This is a genomic window from Paenibacillus sp. LK1 (assembly GCF_002750415.1).
Lineage (GTDB): Bacteria > Bacillota > Bacilli > Paenibacillales > Paenibacillaceae > Paenibacillus > Paenibacillus taichungensis.
The window spans coordinates 180,370-196,818 of the sequence record NZ_PEII01000010.1 but is presented as its reverse complement, the minus strand read 5'-3'; the positions used below and the strand labels follow the sequence as shown (position 1 = coordinate 196,818).

The following is a 16,449-nucleotide window of genomic DNA, read 5'->3' as shown; positions in this document are numbered from 1 at the left end:
AATATAAGTATAGTTTGTAATCTCTGAAAGTTTCTCTTATAACCTATTATACAGGTGGGTTTTGTAAATATTCAAGATCGAGAAGACCTATTCCTGTGAATTCACCACAAAATGACAAAATAAAATTACCGCGAAATGACATTGCTCACAGACAAATCAATTGTTATGATGTCCATACCTATTAAACCAAGTTAATTAATCGGCATTTGGGAGTGTACGTACTTATAAAATGATTAGAAATTAGGCGTACTTAAAAATAAGGTTTAACGAGTGCGAACGTAGTGAAGGGGACGAAATCGATTCTGAAGAAGCAACGCGTTCACCTTTATCTCCGGATTTTCCCCTTTGAAAAGGGAATCAAAAAAATCTGGAGATAACAGTGATCGAAAGAACGATTCGTAACCGGAACGGCCAATGTGCACAACACCGATCTTATTTTTAACATGAGACTTTATTTATAGAAGGGATTGACTTGCGTGAGCGAACAGGAAGAGATGAAGTTTGGTTGGTTTTTGCCTACAGCAGGAGACGGAAAATATGTAGGGGTTGCCCCGGAGCGTGAACCGAGCCTGGATTATTTGGTTCAAGTAGCGCAGACAGCGGAGACGGCAGGTTTTGAATTTGTATTGATTCCGACAGGTGGAGCCTGTCTGGATGCGTGGCTTGTGGGTTCGGCTGTCATGAGTCACACGAAAACACTGCGTCCGCTTGTGGCCATTCGCCCAGGTCTGGTCACCCCTGTATTGGCGGCACGAATGGGAGCGGCACTGGATCAACTGTCTGGCGGTCGTGCCATGATCAATGTGGTGACAGGCAGCTCGGTTCGGGATTTGGAGGAACTGGGAGATCCACTGGCTCATGCCCATGATGAACGTTATGAACGGGCGAGCGAGTACATGGAAGTGATGAAGCGTTCATGGACACAATCGGCCGGGCTCAATCTGACCGAGTTTGCTGGAAGTGGTGCTCAGTCGAATCAGGAAGCATCCGAAGACAAATCGGAGTTTAATGGTAAGTATTACAATTTCAAAGGTCCGGTAGGCATGCCTGAAACGGTGCAAAAGCCGTATCCGCCGTTCTACCTGGGTGGAAGTTCACCGATTGCCAAACGGGTCGCTGTTGAACACGCAGATACATTCCTCATGTGGGGCGAGCCTCATGACTGGATTCAGGAGCAGATCGAAGAAATTGAAGTCATTCGCGAACAGATCCAAGAGGAAACCGGACAAGATCGCCAGTTGCGTTACGGCATGCGGGCACAAGTACTCATCCGGGATACGGAAGAAGAAGCATGGTCGGCGGCTTGGGAGATTATTAGCAAAGTCCCACCAGAGGCCATCGAAAAAGCCAAAGCAGCCTTCGCAGAGACGGATGCAACCAACCAACGCAGACAGAATGAGCTGCGGGAGCTGTCCGAGAAACAGCAGTTCGTTGTAGGGCCAAACCTGTGGACAGGGTTATCCGTTGTTCGTTCAGGCGGAGCGATCCTCATTGTCGGTACAGCGGAACAGGTCGCAGAACGATTGATGGAATATGGAGATCTGGGCGTGACCACATTTATATTATCCGGGTACCCGCATTTGGAAGAAGCCGAAATTTTCGGACGCACGGTTATGCCCATCATTCGTGAGAAGTGGAAAACAAGACAGAAGAAGCATTCAGTTACTACCAACTAAGTTACTACCAACTAAGTTACTACCAATTCTAAGTAAGTGCCCCTTTTTTACACTTTAACGGAGAGGGCAGAACCGATCTGAAGAAGCGGAGCTAAAAGCTTTCTGAAAGAAAGCTACTTCGTAAGCATCATCTCGCCTGAAAGCTTTCTGGAAGAAAGCTACATCGGAAGCATACGCTATCCCGAGATTTTAACCATTTATAGAGATGATTCAAAGAAATTCGGTGATAACAGCGATCGGAAGATGGTACTGCACTCGGAGTGCCCAGTGTAAAATCATTGTTTAACTTATATAACATCCTTCAGGAGGCCTTTTTTCATGAGAAAAAAACAGAAATATATCCTTCCCCTTGTCAGTATGCTGGTGATGTCCATCCTGCTGTCTGCCTGCGGCGCCGAGGATAACGCGGCATCAGGAGGGAACGATTCCTCCGGTTCGGGCAAAGTAACGATCAGCTTCATGCACTGGCGTGGAGAGGATGTGGAAGCATTGAACAAGACGATTGATGCGTTTGAAAAGGAAAATCCGAACATCCATGTGGAAATGCAGACTCTTCCTTCGGACCAATATCAATCCACTGTACAATCCAAAATCAGTGATGGTTCAGTTGGAGATGTATTTGCTTCCTTCCCTGGTGCACAGTTCGAAGCCTTCACCAAAGCCGGATTGTTCACCGATCTGACCGGGTCATCGTTTCTGTCGGCCTACAATTCAAAGCTGATTGAAGCAGGCCAGCACGATGGCAAGCAATATGCAATTCCCTATCAACTCGTATACAACGATCCAATCTATAATGTGAAGCTGTTCGAAAAATATGGACTGACACCACCGACGGATTGGGAAGGCTTCTTGGCACTCTGCCAGACGCTGAAAGACAACGGCATTATTCCGATTGCATTTGCTGGAGCGGATATTGGTCCGGGCCAATTCATGAATACGATGGTGATGAACAATGCACCAAGTGACGACATTTTTACCAAAGTGGAAGCCGGAGAGGCCAAACTGACGGATGAGTTTTGGGTGAAAACATTAACCCAGATCAAAGAACTGAACGACAAAGGATACTTCCAGCAGGACGCACTGGGAACGAAAGACCCGGCAGCGGGAGCACTCTTTATCCAGGAGAAAGCAGCCATGCTGGCAAGCGGATCTTATCAGCTGGCTCAGAACAAACAGCAGAACCCGAATCTGGAGCAGAAGCTGCTTGCACCGATTACGGTGAGTGCCGATCAGGCGAAGTATGAAGGCGTTCATACCACGACATTTATGCTTGCGGTGAACAGCAAGTCCAAACACCCCGAAGAAGCGAAGAAGTTCATCGAATTTCTGAGCAATCCGGAAGTGGCTGGCGAATATGCGAACCAGACGGGACAGAATGTAACAGTGAATGATGTGAAGTACGATACACCTGAGCTCCAGGTTGCCGGAGATTGGGCGAGCAAAAAGACCGTGTTCCAGCCACGGTTCACTATCCTGAACGGAGATAATCAGAAAGCAGTAACCAACTCCATTCAGGCTGTACTGAGCGGCACTTCTCCTGAAGAAGCAGCGCAGCAGGCACAGGCGATCATTGATCAGCATATCGGGAAATAAACAATGAAGAACCGTATTCAGCTATCCCTGTTTTTGTTACCCGGGTTGCTGCTGTACGTTGCACTGTTCGTATTTCCTACATTGACGGGGCTGTTCTACTCCTTTACGGATTGGGACGGGGTATCCCCGTCGTATGCATTTGTAGGGCTGGATAATTACAAGGACAGTCTCAGCAGCATCGTATTTCGCAAAGCCTTTGGCAACAACGTCGAGTTCATGTTAACGGTTGTCATTGCGCAAACCTTTATTTCACTTGTTCTGGCGCTGCTCCTGGTACGTAACACCAAGACACGCATCGCACTCCGGGCGCTCTATTTTCTGCCTGCGATTCTGTCCTCTGTATCGGTGGGTCTGATCTGGGCATTTATGTACGATCCTTCGATCGGGCTGATTAACTATGGATTGAACGAGGCAGGTATGGGGAGCATGGCCCACAACTGGATTGGTGATCCGAAGATCGCCATCTACTCGATTGCAGCTGTACAAGTCTGGGCGCATGCCGGGCAGATGATGATCGTGTTTATCGCAGGTCTGCAAGGTATTCCGGCAGAGCTGTATGAAGCAGCACGTATGGATGGCGGCAGCAAATGGCAGGTATTCCGTACCGTGACCTGGCCGCTGCTGGCACCTTCGGCAACGATTGTTGTGGCCTATACGACGATTCAATCGTTCAAGGCGTTTGACCTCATTTTCACCATGACAGACGGAGGACCGAACTACGCTACTGAAATTTTGACGACATATATCTATCACACCGCCTTTGGCAGCTATTCATTTGGCCTCGCTTCTGCGGGTTCGATGATCTTCCTGGTTCTGCTCGCTTTGCTGACGTTATTGCAGTTCAAAGCGCTGCGTGCCGACCGGGTAAGCTATTAACGATTGGACGGATTGATATGTTCGTGAATAGGTGAGTCGTGAGTATTCTAATTGTTAAACGAATTATTGAACGAGTTCCGGATTTCATTACGTTGAAATGACTTTAGGGCAGAAAACTTGAATGAGAACGATGCCTGAGCAGACCTAAAAGACTTAAAGAAGAAGGGAGGGGGTTCCTATGGTTTTAAAATGGTTCAATCGACTGATCCTATTGGTGTACGCCCTGTTAATTCTTGTGCCGCTGTACTTTGTATTTGTGTCATCGTTCAAAACGAGCAGCAACTTCTTCATCAGTCCATTTAGCTGGCCGGACCCGTTTACGTGGGATAATCTCACTGGCATGTTTCGCAATCAGCCGATGTGGCAGTATTTCGGGAACAGTCTGGTCGTGACGCTGGGCACGGTTGCGATTGAGTTATTGCTCAGCAGCATGATTGCGTATGCCATTGTCCGCTGGGGTGGCAGCGTGGGCAAAATTGTGTTTGCTTTGTTTGTTGCAGGTCTAATCGTTCCTTCCCAAGTGAGCATGCTGCCGATCTATTCTCTGACGCGTACGCTCGGGTGGTCGGACAGTCTGACAGGACTCATTGTAGTATCAGCCGCGATGTTAATGCCGGTCTCCGTATTTATGCTGACGGGTTTTATGCGTATGCTGAATGCGGAAATACTGGAAGCTGGCAGTATGGATGGAGCAAGCGAGTGGAGGCTCTATACACGAATTGCGCTACCACTCGCTGCACCTTCTCTGGCAGCTACAGCCACGTTCCTGCTCGTGATGGTCTGGAATGACTTGCTCATTCCGATGCTAATGCTCAGCAGTAAGTCCAAGCTAACGTTACCACTCGCACTCATGCAGTTCCGCGGGGAATACGTGACGAACTATCCGATGATGCTCACCGGTGTGCTGGTAACAGCCATTCCGATGATCGTGCTGTTCATTCTGCTTCAGCGTTATTTTGTAGCAGGCCTGACAGCGGGTTCACTCAAGGGGTAAGGTATGGGAAGAAGATCAACGGATATGCGTATTTTACATTGATTTCTGGATCATTCTGCATAATAATGGTTTAGTGTCAGAATGACTACATAGAGATCAAGGGAGCTATAAGACATGAGCAAACTGGAAGTATTGCGGAATCCCAAGCAGCGCAAGCTGCTGTTCAGTGCCGGCATGAGCTGGCTGTTTGATGCAATGGAAGTCGGCATGATTTCCTTCATCGTGGCTGCACTCGCCAAGGAATGGAGTCTCAGTCCCGGACAAGTCGGGGTGCTTACGAGTATCAACTCCATCGGTATGGCGCTAGGTGCATTGCTTGCGGGGGCACTCGCGGACCGTTTCGGCCGAAAGGCAATTTTGATGTGGACCCTACTGGTATTTACAATTGCTAGTGGCCTGTCAGCATTGGCGACCGGATTCGCCGTATTGTGTGTACTACGTCTGATTGCAGGTATCGGCCTCGGCGGGGAGCTGCCCGTTGCATCTACGTTGGTATCGGAGTCGATGCCTACAGCAGAACGTGGACGTGCAGTTGTACTGTTGGAGAGTTTCTGGGCAGGTGGCTGGATTGTATCGGCACTCATTGCCAACTTTGTTATCCCGGAATATGGCTGGAGAATTGCTTTTGCCATTGGTGCCGTTCCAGCGTTCTATGCGCTGTATCTGCGCCGTGCCATTCAGGACCCGCCTCGTTACAAGAACAATACCAAGATTAAGAAAATCACGTTCCGCGAAAAGGTTGCGACCGTATGGTCAGCACCGCATCGCCGCACAACGTTGATGCTCTGGATCTTGTGGTTTACCGTCATTTTCTCTTATTATGGTATGTTCCTCTGGTTGCCGTCGGTTGTTATGGCAAAAGGCTTTACGCTGGTCAAAAGCTTCCAGTACGTGCTGATTATGACGATCGCACAGCTGCCAGGTTACTTCACAGCGGCGTACTTCATTGAGCGGTTTGGCCGCAAATTTGTACTTGTCGTTTATCTTACATTGACAGCAGTAAGTGCGATTGCTTTTGGACTGGCAACAACGGAAGCGACGATTCTGACCGCAGGTATCTGTCTTTCCTTTTTCAATCTGGGAGCTTGGGGCGGTCTATACGCGTATAGTCCGGAATTGTACCCCACTTCCGTTCGTTCAACAGGTGTGGGTCTTGCCACATCGGTAGGCCGGATTGGGGGCGTGCTTGCTCCATTAATGGTTGGTATGCTGGTTCAGCGTGAGGTTGCAATCAGCCTGATTTTCACGATTTTCTTCGTGACCATCCTTATTGGGGCAGCGGCTGTGCTGTTCCTGGGCCGGGAAACCAAGGGTCTGGAACTTGCAGAATAAATGTCAATAAATACAACGCAACTTTTGTGCGGGTCTGCCTGCCTACGCCTATAATGGGCTGGACAAGCGGCAGAAGGTTGATACAAGAAGAGGCATGACCATGGCGTGACCATGGGCTCATGCCTCTTTTTGCTGTGTGTGGAGTGGATTTTCGCCTGCGCCATCGGTCCGATAGACGTCACTTTTTCTATATCCTATAATGACACTCGGGATGTAGGGCCGTGAGGATTCAGGGGGAAGAAGTGGGATCTGGATTCAGAAAAGTGGAGGTTAATCTAATCATGAAGAACATTAATGAAATGGATCAAACGTATGAAATGATTGAAAAGAATATGATGAATGAGAAGAATAAAATGAATGAAAAGCAAATGATGAGTGGACAGAATAGCGTGTGTGAACGGATACGTGTGATAGAGAATGCCGGGATGAATGTGATGTACAGCTATAATGCCAACGATAGGATGAGTGAGATAAATGGGAGATATGATGTGATTGATCTTACTCCTGTTAGAGAGATGAAAGAAATGAACCAGATGAAGATGACGAGCTATATCTACAGCCTTGATGAAGAGTTTAGATTAGATAGCGGGGATGAGAGGCTTGATCTGCATGATTTGCACACAAGCACTGACCACATGGAACCTATTAACGTCAGCCGAAAAGTCACCCATCGCAGGGGGAGAAAGGCTGGCAAAAGAGCAGGACGAGTCAGTGTGCTTCTCGGTGCCTTCGCGATGGTTCTTGGACTTACGATGGCAGCTCCGTCTGCCGGGGCGCAGAAGCTGGAACAGGGCGTTCGCGGTGAACATGTGCTGCAATTGCAGGAGCAATTAAACGAACTGGGGTATTTCAAAGCTGGATTGACCGGATATTACGGTTCTATTACCAAAGGGGCTGTCCGTAAGTTTCAGCAGGCTCAGGGGTTGAGTGCGGATGGAATTGCAGGTCCAGCAACACTGAACAGACTGAACAAGAAGGCTGCAGCACAAGGTAATACGCTGCGCCAGCTCGCAAAGCTGATCCATGGGGAAGCGCGCGGAGAATCCTTTGAAGGACAGGTTGCTGTAGGCGCGGTTGTCTTGAACCGAGTGCATTCAAATGCATTCCCGTCATCAATTCCGAAAGTAATTTTCCAAAAAGGGCAGTTCACGGCCATAGACGATGGACAGTTTAATACAAAACCAACCCAGACTTCCTATCAGGCAGCTCGTAAAGCCTTGAATGGCACCGACCCGACACACGGAGCGCTCTATTATTATAATCCGAAAATTGCCACTTCGTTGTGGAGTAAGAGCAGACCAACGTTGCTGACGATTGGGCAGCATGATTTTACAAGGTGAGTTAGGTTAAGAGATAAATAATGTATTATATGAAATGAAAATGATGAACCTCGGCTGTACGCTGCTGAATGCAGACGTGCTACCGGGGTTTCTTTTATATTTTGGTTGTGCAGGCGAGGGGATTGGGGAAAGCTTCCGTATTATTATGTCCCTCTTTTTCAATTGACAGCGGTAGAAGAATATTGGAATGGTGTCTGAATATCATTGAAACCGAATACGAATTTACAAAGTATATATAAAGGAGGATATAATTAGTTGCTATTTATAAATTTGTACTCGGTTACATCCATAGAGGGGAGGATGAATATGCCATTTATTGGGGGAATCATTTTAATCTTTATCCTAGCATTTATTCTATGGGCATTAATGATCCCGCTATTCAATAAAATAGGTAGTAGAGTTCTGAAGAAATATAATAAATTCAAACAAGAGGAGAATGATGATGAAAAATTCAAAGACTTTTAGGGTAGGGGCGATCACGGTTGCCTTGGTTATTATTGTGGGAGTGTTACTGGTGACTTTCTTTTTAACACGAATTCCTAATGGATATGTTGGGGTCGTTTATTCACCCAATGGAGGCGTAAAAGATAGTACACTGAGTCAAGGATGGAAACTCGTTGGAGCGTTTGATAAAGTAACGAAATATCCGATCCGAATTCAAACGGTTGAATACAGAGATATTCAGATTGCCACTTCTGACGGGAAAAACATCACAATTGATTTTGCTTACAACTACCAAGTAGAACCAAGTAAAGTATCTTCTATTTTCAATACATTTGGGCCAATTAGCATTCAAGAAATTGAGGATACATATCTCAAAACACGTTTCCGTGACGCAGCTCGTAAAGGTATTTCCAAGTTTACAGTCATTGATGTTTATGGTGAGAAGTCATCCGAAGCAGGAGTGGATGTCCAACAACGTTTTTCTGATGACGTTAAAGAGTTAGGCTTTATTGTATCTAACGTTACCGTAGGTGTTCCTCAACCTGATGCTAAGACTCAGGAAGCAATCGATAAGCGTGTTGAAGCCTCTCAAGAACTGGAACGTAAAACGACTGAACTTGAGATCGCCAAGAAAGAAGCAGAACGTAAGCGCGTGGAAGCGCAAGGTAATGCAGACAAACTATTGATTGAAGCAGAGGGTCAAGCTAAAGCCAATAAAGAGCTCCAACAATCATTATCGAGTCAACTCGTTGAATATGAAACCATCAAGAAATGGGATGGAGCCCTTCCATATGTAAGTGGGTCAAATACGCCAATGATTCAATTACCGACTACTAAAGTAGAGCAAAATAGCGGCGCGGGGAGCGTATCTCCCTAATAGCAGTTTGAAATGCACGCCTTACTTTTTCAACAATTTAATCTGTTGAATTCTAATGAACAAGCCAGTCCAATCGTGGGCTGACTTGTTCATTTTTGAGTCTTTTCAAAGGAAACATGAGGGATTTAGTTAAGCCTAGACATTGGATTCACCTGTCCAATCCTGTACAATGAATAACGACAAAAACAACGGTAGATTAAGGATGGATCAGCACGATGAGAATTATTATATCACCAGCTAAAAAGATGAAGATCGATACCGATTTTATGGCGATCGCGCAGATGCCGCAGTTTATAAAAGAGTCAGAAAAGCTGTTGAGTCTGCTTCAAAAGTTATCCTATGACGAACTCAAAGCGATGTGGAAGTGTAACGATGCAATCGCCGAACAGAACGTGGAGCGGATTCGGAATATGAATATAAAAGCAAATCTTACCCCAGCCATCTATGCCTATGAGGGTATTCAGTATCAGTATATGGCGCCAGGTGTTTTTCAAAATGAGGAACTGGCGTATCTTCAGGAGCATTTACGCATATTATCCGGTTTTTATGGCATGTTACGGCCTTTGGATGGGGTTACCCCTTATCGTTTGGAGATGCAGGGCAAGCTGCAAGGTCCAGGTTTCAAGTCACTCTATCAATTCTGGGGCAGCAAATTGGCAGATCAGCTTCAATCGGAAAGCGACTGTATCCTGAATTTGGCTTCCAAAGAGTATAGCAAAAACATCACGCCTTTTCTGAGCGAGGAAACCCGGTTCATTACATGTGTATTCGGACAAATGGTCGATGGGAAGCTTGTTGAAAAGGCAACGCGGGCCAAAATGGCTAGAGGTGAGATGGTACGGTATATGGCAGAGCGTAAGATTACAGATGTGGAGGATATTAGAAACTTTGATCGGTTAGACTTTGTTTTTTCAGAAGAGAAGTCGGATGGGAGTAATTATGTATTCATATATTGATTAATAGCCAGCCATTAAAATATAACCGTTGAAAAGTTCGCTACGTTTGTGGCAACTATTAAGGTTTACAATAGAAAGATAAGATATCATTTTATGTTAGAAACGTGATTAAACTTAAACATCGATTCAACCTAGTTATAAACTATAAAACAGTACTAGCGGATTTCCCGCTAAAAGCTCACCTTGCTTCTTTCCTTCATGTACAATTTTCCTGAGGTGACCTTACTATGAAGGATAACATGCCAAACCTGATCGAAGATTTGTTTTACGGGAACCTGCGGTTGGACGAGTCGATTCATCCTGAGCATGCCGAGTATCAGAAGATCAATCGCCGGATCTCGGATTTTATGCAGAACTATAAGATACAGCATAGCGAGAATGAATATGATGCATTGGAAGGATTGGTAGACTTGATCGGGCAATCCACGTCCATGTACGTGGAAGCAGCGTTTGAGCAAGGTTTCCGTACAGGCGGTAGGTTGATGATCGAGGTTTTGTGCAGAGCATGAGCGCAAACGATTAGCCTTACCTAGAAGCGAGCAGGGCAGATCTCAACTTTCAAAACCAGGCCCACAAAAGTCAAAAACATAAGCAACTAGCACTGTGACTGCCCGATCATTCAAAAACCATAAATCCCCTAATCCATCACCAGCAATCAGACTGGAATGGAAAGGGGATTTTGTGTTTAATCCTGAACTTTTCAACTACAGCTGTCTAACTAATCTACCGCGCACCAATATTCGTACCTGATGGCGTACCCGAGCCGATTAGATCACTGCCTGTGGCAAGCTTCAAGAAGTTACCCAATACAGGGGCTCCATCCGCGCTGCGTGTCACCGAAGGTACGAGGGAGACAAAGTCGGCTGCGCTGGCGAGCAGGCCTTTGTCGTTGACGCTTTTTTTGTTTTTCCACCAGACGTTGGTGCTGCTGACGTCGGTTCCGCTGGTTTTGTCGCTGGCGCCGCCTTCGAAGGACAGGTTGTTGGTGAAGATATGTGTGCCTACATCAAAGGCAAAGTTACTTTGACCATTTTGCCAGGATGTATTGTTTTTCATCTGAATGGAACCTGGATTGCTGTTATAGGTGAAGCCGTGCTTTTTATTTTGAAAAGCAATGCTGTTCTCCACAATATGATTCACCGCAATTTTCTCGCCGCCCAGTTTGAAGCCGTTGCCGTCACTGTTGGTTGTGGATGTGCCGTCTGAAGTCTGCCCGTTGTGATGGGAGATGCTGTTGCGGATCGTTACGACGCCAATGGCGCCCGTATCTGTTTTGCTGTACAGATCCCAGCCATCGTCTACATTATAGGCAGCGATACAACCGTCGAACAGGTTGCCTGGGCCAACCGTCAATTTGGCGGCAAAGCCGTCCGCATCTTCTCCGTCATCCGGATCATAGTTATCATGGGAATAGGAGCGAATAATTTCATTATAGGCAGGCCATTCGCTGTTTGCCGCAGTCGAAGCATAACGCCCCAGTTGGATCCCGGTATCCCGGTTATGGTGAGCCTCGATCTGTTCCAGACGATTGTAGCTGCCCCCGATAAAGATACCGTTGTCGCCCGCACCCTTCACTTCAAGCCCTTTGACGAGCCAGTAGTCTCCGAACATTTGCAGCCCACGATTGGTGGAAGCGAAGGCTTGGGCCGAGAAATCAAAGACAGGCTTTTCCGATCCATATGCCACCAGATTTTTGCGTTGTCCCGATGTACCACTATTGCCTCGCTCAATCGTAACCGTTTCCGAGAAGCTGTAGGTGCCACCGCGCAGATATATTGTTTTACCCGGTGCGATTTGTGTCAGCGCGTTAGCCAGTGATGTAGGACTCGCAAGGGTTCCGGGATTGCTGGCCGAGCCGCCAGGAGCGACATATAGATCACCTGCAGCGAGTGTAGTACTGGAGGCAGCTACAGAATCAGAGGGATTTTGCAGTCCACTCTCGATCAATTCCGCCGCACCAGCCGATCCACCGCCGAGCAATAATAGAGGGAACGCGGCACTTAGGCAGATGTGAGTCATTTTCGATTTCAGCGAACGTTGAGATGATGCATGAACAGAAGTAATTGGGAATAATTTCATTAAGCAAACCTCCTTAGTAATTGGGAAATGAAGTCCTAAAGGACACAGGTTCATGGTAAATGTTGTAAACGTTATCATCAATAATCATTTGATCAGATGGACTCAACCTGCTGACAAGCCTTGAATAACTGGTCGGAAATGGAAATTTATATGAGTAGCGCATAATCTTGCGCTCAGTTCATGTCCCTCATTTAACAGGGGATCATCTGAAATGAACGTAGAAAGAGCCCCTTTTCCTAGCAAACATCATGATCCATATCTCCAATCTGCTGAAATCAACTTTATAAATATAAAAATAGAAGGGCCTCACGCGAACAGCTCACAGGCTGCTCAGGTTGGAACGCCAAATACCCCCGATAGCAAGCTGCACAAGCAGTCTTTGCTACCGAGGGTTAATTAACGAACCTATACGTTCCTATATAACATGTCCGTTACCTTAAAATATGCCTTAACCTATCAGCCAGTGCTTAATACGGATCTGCTTCATGGCTGCGCTTAGCGGCCTGTTCCACTGTGGGCTCATGCTTGGGCTGAACCGTAGCACTGTCATCCGTTGAGACGGACGATAATCCTTCCGCTACCCTGCGTCCATAATCAGCATCCGCTTGTGTGAAATGGGAGATCATGCGCTCGCGGATATCCGGTTTGCATGTGGCTAAGGCATCTACCAGATTGCTGATCAGCTCGTCTCGCTCCCAATCTTCAAACGAACGGTAGGTATCTCCGGCTTGTCCGAAGTCATTGGTACGCTCAATTTTTTCACGAACAAGACGCCCCTCAATCAGAGGTTCATGTTCCTTGCCGCGTGGAGTTGCCTCCTTCAAGCCACCCAACGAGGAAGGTTCATAGTTGACGTGTGGATTCTGACCTGGCGCCCGATCGACCTGATATTGCATCTGCCCGCCGCTCTGATTGGTGGCTACCCGCTTTTTCGGTGCATTAACTGGCAGTTGCAGATAGTTCGCACCCACCCGGTGACGCTGGGTATCCGAATAGGAGAAGGTGCGTCCTTGCAGCAGTTTATCATCCGAGAAATCCAGTCCATCCACCAGTACACCTGTGCCAAACGCTGCTTGTTCCACTTCATTGAAGTAATCCTCTGGATTGCGGTTTAGTGTCATTTTCCCAACCGGCAAAAATGGAAACTGCTCTGGCGGCCACAGCTTGGTTGGGTCCAGCGGATCGAAATCCAGTTCGGGATGCTCGCCGTCCTCCATAACCTGAACGCACAATTCCCATTCCGGATAGTCTCCTTGTTCAATGGCGTGATACAGGTCGAGTGTGGCGTGGTTAAAGTTCTGTCCCTGAATATCGCTAGCGTCCTTCTGGAGCAGGTTGCGTATGCCTTGATTGAGCGGCTCCCAGTGATATTTAATGAGCACGCCAGTGCCTTCCTGATTCACCCATTTGTATGTATTGACGCCCGACCCCTGCATTTGTCGATAGTTGGCCGGAATTCCCCAAGGGGAGAAGAGAAACGTAATCATATGGGTGGCTTCAGGACTGAGAGAAACGAAATCGAAAAACCGTTCCATATCCTGTGCATTGGTCAACGGGTCGGGCTTGAAGGCATGTACCATATCCGGAAACTTGAGCGGATCTCGTATGAAAAAGATTTTCAGATTGTTGCCCACCAGATCCCAGTTGCCGTCCTCGGTATAGAATTTTACAGCAAATCCGCGCGGGTCCCGAAGTGTCTCCGGTGAATGTCCACCGTGAATAACCGTAGAGAAGCGAACGAATACGGGCGTTTCTTTACCTTTTTCCTGAAACAGACGTGCGCGAGTATACTTCGATACCGGTTCATCCCCGGCCGTTCCATACGCCTGAAATACACCATGAGCGCCAGCTCCGCGGGCATGGACAACCCTTTCCGGGGTGCGTTCACGGTCAAAATGGGTGATCTTTTCGAGAAAATGATAGTTCTCCAGCGTAGTCGGTCCTCGACTGCCGACGGTTCGAACATTCTGATTGTCCGTGATGGGATGGCCTTGCCGATCCGTTAATGTCTCGGGTGCCTTGTCTGAGGAATGATCAGGTTGTGAAGAATGGTTATCCATAGAGACCACCTTTCCTTAAGTTGGATTTCTGTATATATTTTCCCTGTGGTCCGGTTCTATACATAAAATTTCGCAAAAAAAGCTTGTCACCCACCTCATGGCGTGGGATAATTAACTTTTGCCCTATGGACGGTTTTTAGATAAAAATGCACCACTTATAGAAGAATGGAGGCTGACTTAGGATTGTCTACACAACGTTATCCTTTTGCATATGATCCGGCAGAGCCCTTTGTAACCCGTTTAGGGGAATGGGTTGCCGATGTTTTTTACGATATTTTGCCTGAGTCCGGCTTCGAGGTACGAGATGAACAGATTTTTATGGCGTACCAGCTTGAACGGGCCTATGGAGATAAAAAGACCATTATGGCTGAGGCTGGTGTGGGAACAGGAAAGACATTAGTCTATCTGCTCTATGCGGTCTGTTATGCACGTTATACGGGGAAACCGGCGGTGATTGCCTGTGCAGATGAGTCCTTGATTGAACAGCTCGTGAAGCCGGGCGGAGATATTGCAAAGCTGGCTGCACATCTGGACTTGGAAGTAGACGCACGTCTGGGCAAGTCACCTGACCAATACGTCTGTCTGAATAAATTAAGTGCGATGAGATTTGCGGATGAGGATGCGCCTGTCATTGAAGAAGTGCATGAGAGCCTTCCGGATTTTGTGAATACGCCGGGTACGCTTCAGGCCTTCCATCCGTATGGTGACCGCAAACAGTATCCACATCTGAATGATCGCCAGTGGAATAAAATTAACTGGGACCCTTTTCAAGACTGCTTTGTTTGTCCCAAACGTCAACGCTGTGGTCTGACGCTATCTCGTGACCATTACCGTCGTTCCAAGGACATTATCATCTGTTCCCATGATTACTACATGGAGCATGTGTGGACCTATGAAGCGCGCAAACGCGAGGGCCAACTGCCCCTGCTGCCTGACCACAGTTCGGTTGTATTTGACGAAGGACATTTGCTGGAAGAAGCGGCCTTGAATGCACTGAGCTACAAACTGAAACACCGCATCTTCGAGGAACTGGTGACTCGTCTGCTTGAAGGCGAGATTCGTGAATCCCTCGCGGAGCGTGTGGATGAAGCGATTGAGAGCAGTGAACGATTGTTTGCGCTGCTGGATACGTATACGGTAGCCATTCCGGGATCGGAACGGAAAGAAGTGCGGGTAGAACCGCCGCTGCTGCGTGAGATTGAACGTCTGACCAGCGTATTGGATGCGATTGGCGAAGAATTGGTATTTGAGAGCGGATTGTTCTCGCTGGATGGCTATCAGATGCGTGTAGTGGAAGAACATCTGGACATGATTCAGTCTGCCCTTGCGTTGTTCCGTAAGGAAGATGGGTACATCTGCTGGGCTGAAGAGAGCGAAGACGAGACAACCTTATCGATCATGCCGCGTACCGTGAAGGAAATTCTGAACGAGCGTGTGTTCAATACAGGCATTCCAATTGTCTTCTCATCGGCAACGTTATCTGTGGACAGTTCATTCCGTTATGTGGCAGACAGTCTGGGGATTGATGATTTTGTATCGTTCTCCGTGGCTTCTCCATATGACTACGCGGACAAAATGCAGATGAAGATTACCGATGAAACCGTACCTGGTCACCCGGAAAATGAGAATCGGTTGCGTGACGCCGTGACGCTGCTTCAGGAGAGTGGGGGCCGTGCCCTGATTCTGTTCCGTACGATGGAGGAGCTGCGTGCATTCAAGCAGGACATCGTTCATGTCCCTGAGGCTCAAGGGTTACGTTTTATGTATGAGGGAGATCGGGAGATTAGTGACCTGATTGCCGCTTTCCAGGAGGATGAGGAAAGTGTGCTATGCTCCGTCAATCTGTGGGAAGGTCTGGACGTTCCAGGACCGTCATTATCCAATGTCATGATCTGGTCGCTCCCGTATCCACCACAGGACCCTGTATTTAATGCAAAACGCACAGCATCAGCGGCACCTTATGAAGAGATCGATCTTCCATACATGTTGCTGCGCGTGAAGCAAGGTCTGGGACGTTTGATTCGGACCAGCAGTGATTCGGGTACCGCCGCGATTCTCGATGAATCGTTGTACAGCAAAAAGGAAGCCAAAGACCGCATTGCGGCTCTGCTTCCCGAAGGTGTAGAATGGACAACCCTGACACACTAGTTCACATTCATATTTAGAATATTTAACTTAACTGGCTCCCTTTCAAGAATAAGTACTTGTACGCTGCGGATTCA

The 16,449-nt window shown here is 47.5% G+C and carries 13 protein-coding genes; 11 read left to right on the top strand and 2 right to left on the bottom strand.

Annotated elements, in window-relative coordinates; translation table 11 throughout:
• Positions 1-494: 494 nt before the first annotated feature.
• The 10 genes from CS562_RS22140 (at position 495) to CS562_RS22095 (ending at position 10,597) form a co-directional block, all read left to right on the top strand.
• The gene (locus CS562_RS22140) at positions 495-1,676 is read left to right on the top strand and encodes an LLM class flavin-dependent oxidoreductase (protein WP_099858273.1); all 1,182 of its coding nucleotides are present in this window, start codon (positions 495-497) and stop codon (positions 1,674-1,676) included.
• Between the two features lie 318 nt (positions 1,677-1,994).
• Complete coding sequence (locus CS562_RS22135; protein ID WP_099858234.1) at positions 1,995-3,269, top strand: ABC transporter substrate-binding protein; 1,275 nt, start codon at positions 1,995-1,997, stop codon at positions 3,267-3,269.
• A 3-nt stretch (positions 3,270-3,272) separates the two neighbouring features.
• Positions 3,273-4,145 (top strand): carbohydrate ABC transporter permease, encoded by an 873-nt coding sequence (locus tag CS562_RS22130; protein WP_175383100.1) that lies wholly within the window; start codon positions 3,273-3,275, stop codon positions 4,143-4,145.
• Between the two features lie 178 nt (positions 4,146-4,323).
• The gene (locus CS562_RS22125; RefSeq protein WP_063565626.1) at positions 4,324-5,139 is read left to right on the top strand and encodes a carbohydrate ABC transporter permease; all 816 of its coding nucleotides are present in this window, start codon (positions 4,324-4,326) and stop codon (positions 5,137-5,139) included.
• 114 nt (positions 5,140-5,253) lie between these two features.
• Positions 5,254-6,471, top strand: coding sequence for an MFS transporter (locus CS562_RS22120; protein ID WP_076288250.1), 1,218 nt, complete (start codon positions 5,254-5,256; stop codon positions 6,469-6,471).
• 281 nt (positions 6,472-6,752) lie between these two features.
• Positions 6,753-7,811: a cell wall hydrolase gene (locus CS562_RS33570; RefSeq protein WP_257219579.1), complete on the top strand. Its 1,059-nt coding sequence runs from the start codon at positions 6,753-6,755 to the stop codon at positions 7,809-7,811.
• A 306-nt stretch (positions 7,812-8,117) separates the two neighbouring features.
• Complete coding sequence (locus CS562_RS33045; RefSeq protein ID WP_180287201.1) at positions 8,118-8,276, top strand: hypothetical protein; 159 nt, start codon at positions 8,118-8,120, stop codon at positions 8,274-8,276.
• Positions 8,254-9,132 carry a prohibitin family protein gene (locus CS562_RS22105; protein ID WP_099858232.1) on the top strand — a complete coding sequence of 293 codons (879 nt, stop codon included), beginning with the start codon at positions 8,254-8,256 and terminating at the stop codon, positions 9,130-9,132. Before CS562_RS33045 ends, CS562_RS22105 begins: the two co-directional genes overlap by 23 nt.
• A gap of 215 nt (positions 9,133-9,347) precedes the next feature.
• The gene (gene yaaA, locus CS562_RS22100) at positions 9,348-10,088 is read left to right on the top strand and encodes a peroxide stress protein YaaA (protein WP_099858231.1); all 741 of its coding nucleotides are present in this window, start codon (positions 9,348-9,350) and stop codon (positions 10,086-10,088) included.
• Between the two features lie 227 nt (positions 10,089-10,315).
• Positions 10,316-10,597: a DUF6809 family protein gene (locus CS562_RS22095; protein WP_099858230.1), complete on the top strand. Its 282-nt coding sequence runs from the start codon at positions 10,316-10,318 to the stop codon at positions 10,595-10,597.
• A 214-nt stretch (positions 10,598-10,811) separates the two neighbouring features.
• On the opposite strand, the gene CS562_RS22090 is transcribed toward CS562_RS22095, so the two are convergent.
• Positions 10,812-12,167 carry a right-handed parallel beta-helix repeat-containing protein gene (locus CS562_RS22090; RefSeq protein WP_099858229.1) on the bottom strand — a complete coding sequence of 452 codons (1,356 nt, stop codon included), beginning with the start codon at positions 12,165-12,167 and terminating at the stop codon, positions 10,812-10,814.
• 467 nt (positions 12,168-12,634) lie between these two features.
• Complete coding sequence (locus tag CS562_RS22080) at positions 12,635-14,227, bottom strand: catalase (protein ID WP_099858227.1); 1,593 nt, start codon at positions 14,225-14,227, stop codon at positions 12,635-12,637.
• 183 nt (positions 14,228-14,410) lie between these two features.
• Here CS562_RS22080 and CS562_RS22075 point away from each other — a divergent pair, with 183 nt between their 5' ends.
• The gene (locus CS562_RS22075) at positions 14,411-16,375 is read left to right on the top strand and encodes an ATP-dependent DNA helicase (protein ID WP_257219578.1); all 1,965 of its coding nucleotides are present in this window, start codon (positions 14,411-14,413) and stop codon (positions 16,373-16,375) included.
• Positions 16,376-16,449: the final 74 nt, after the last annotated feature.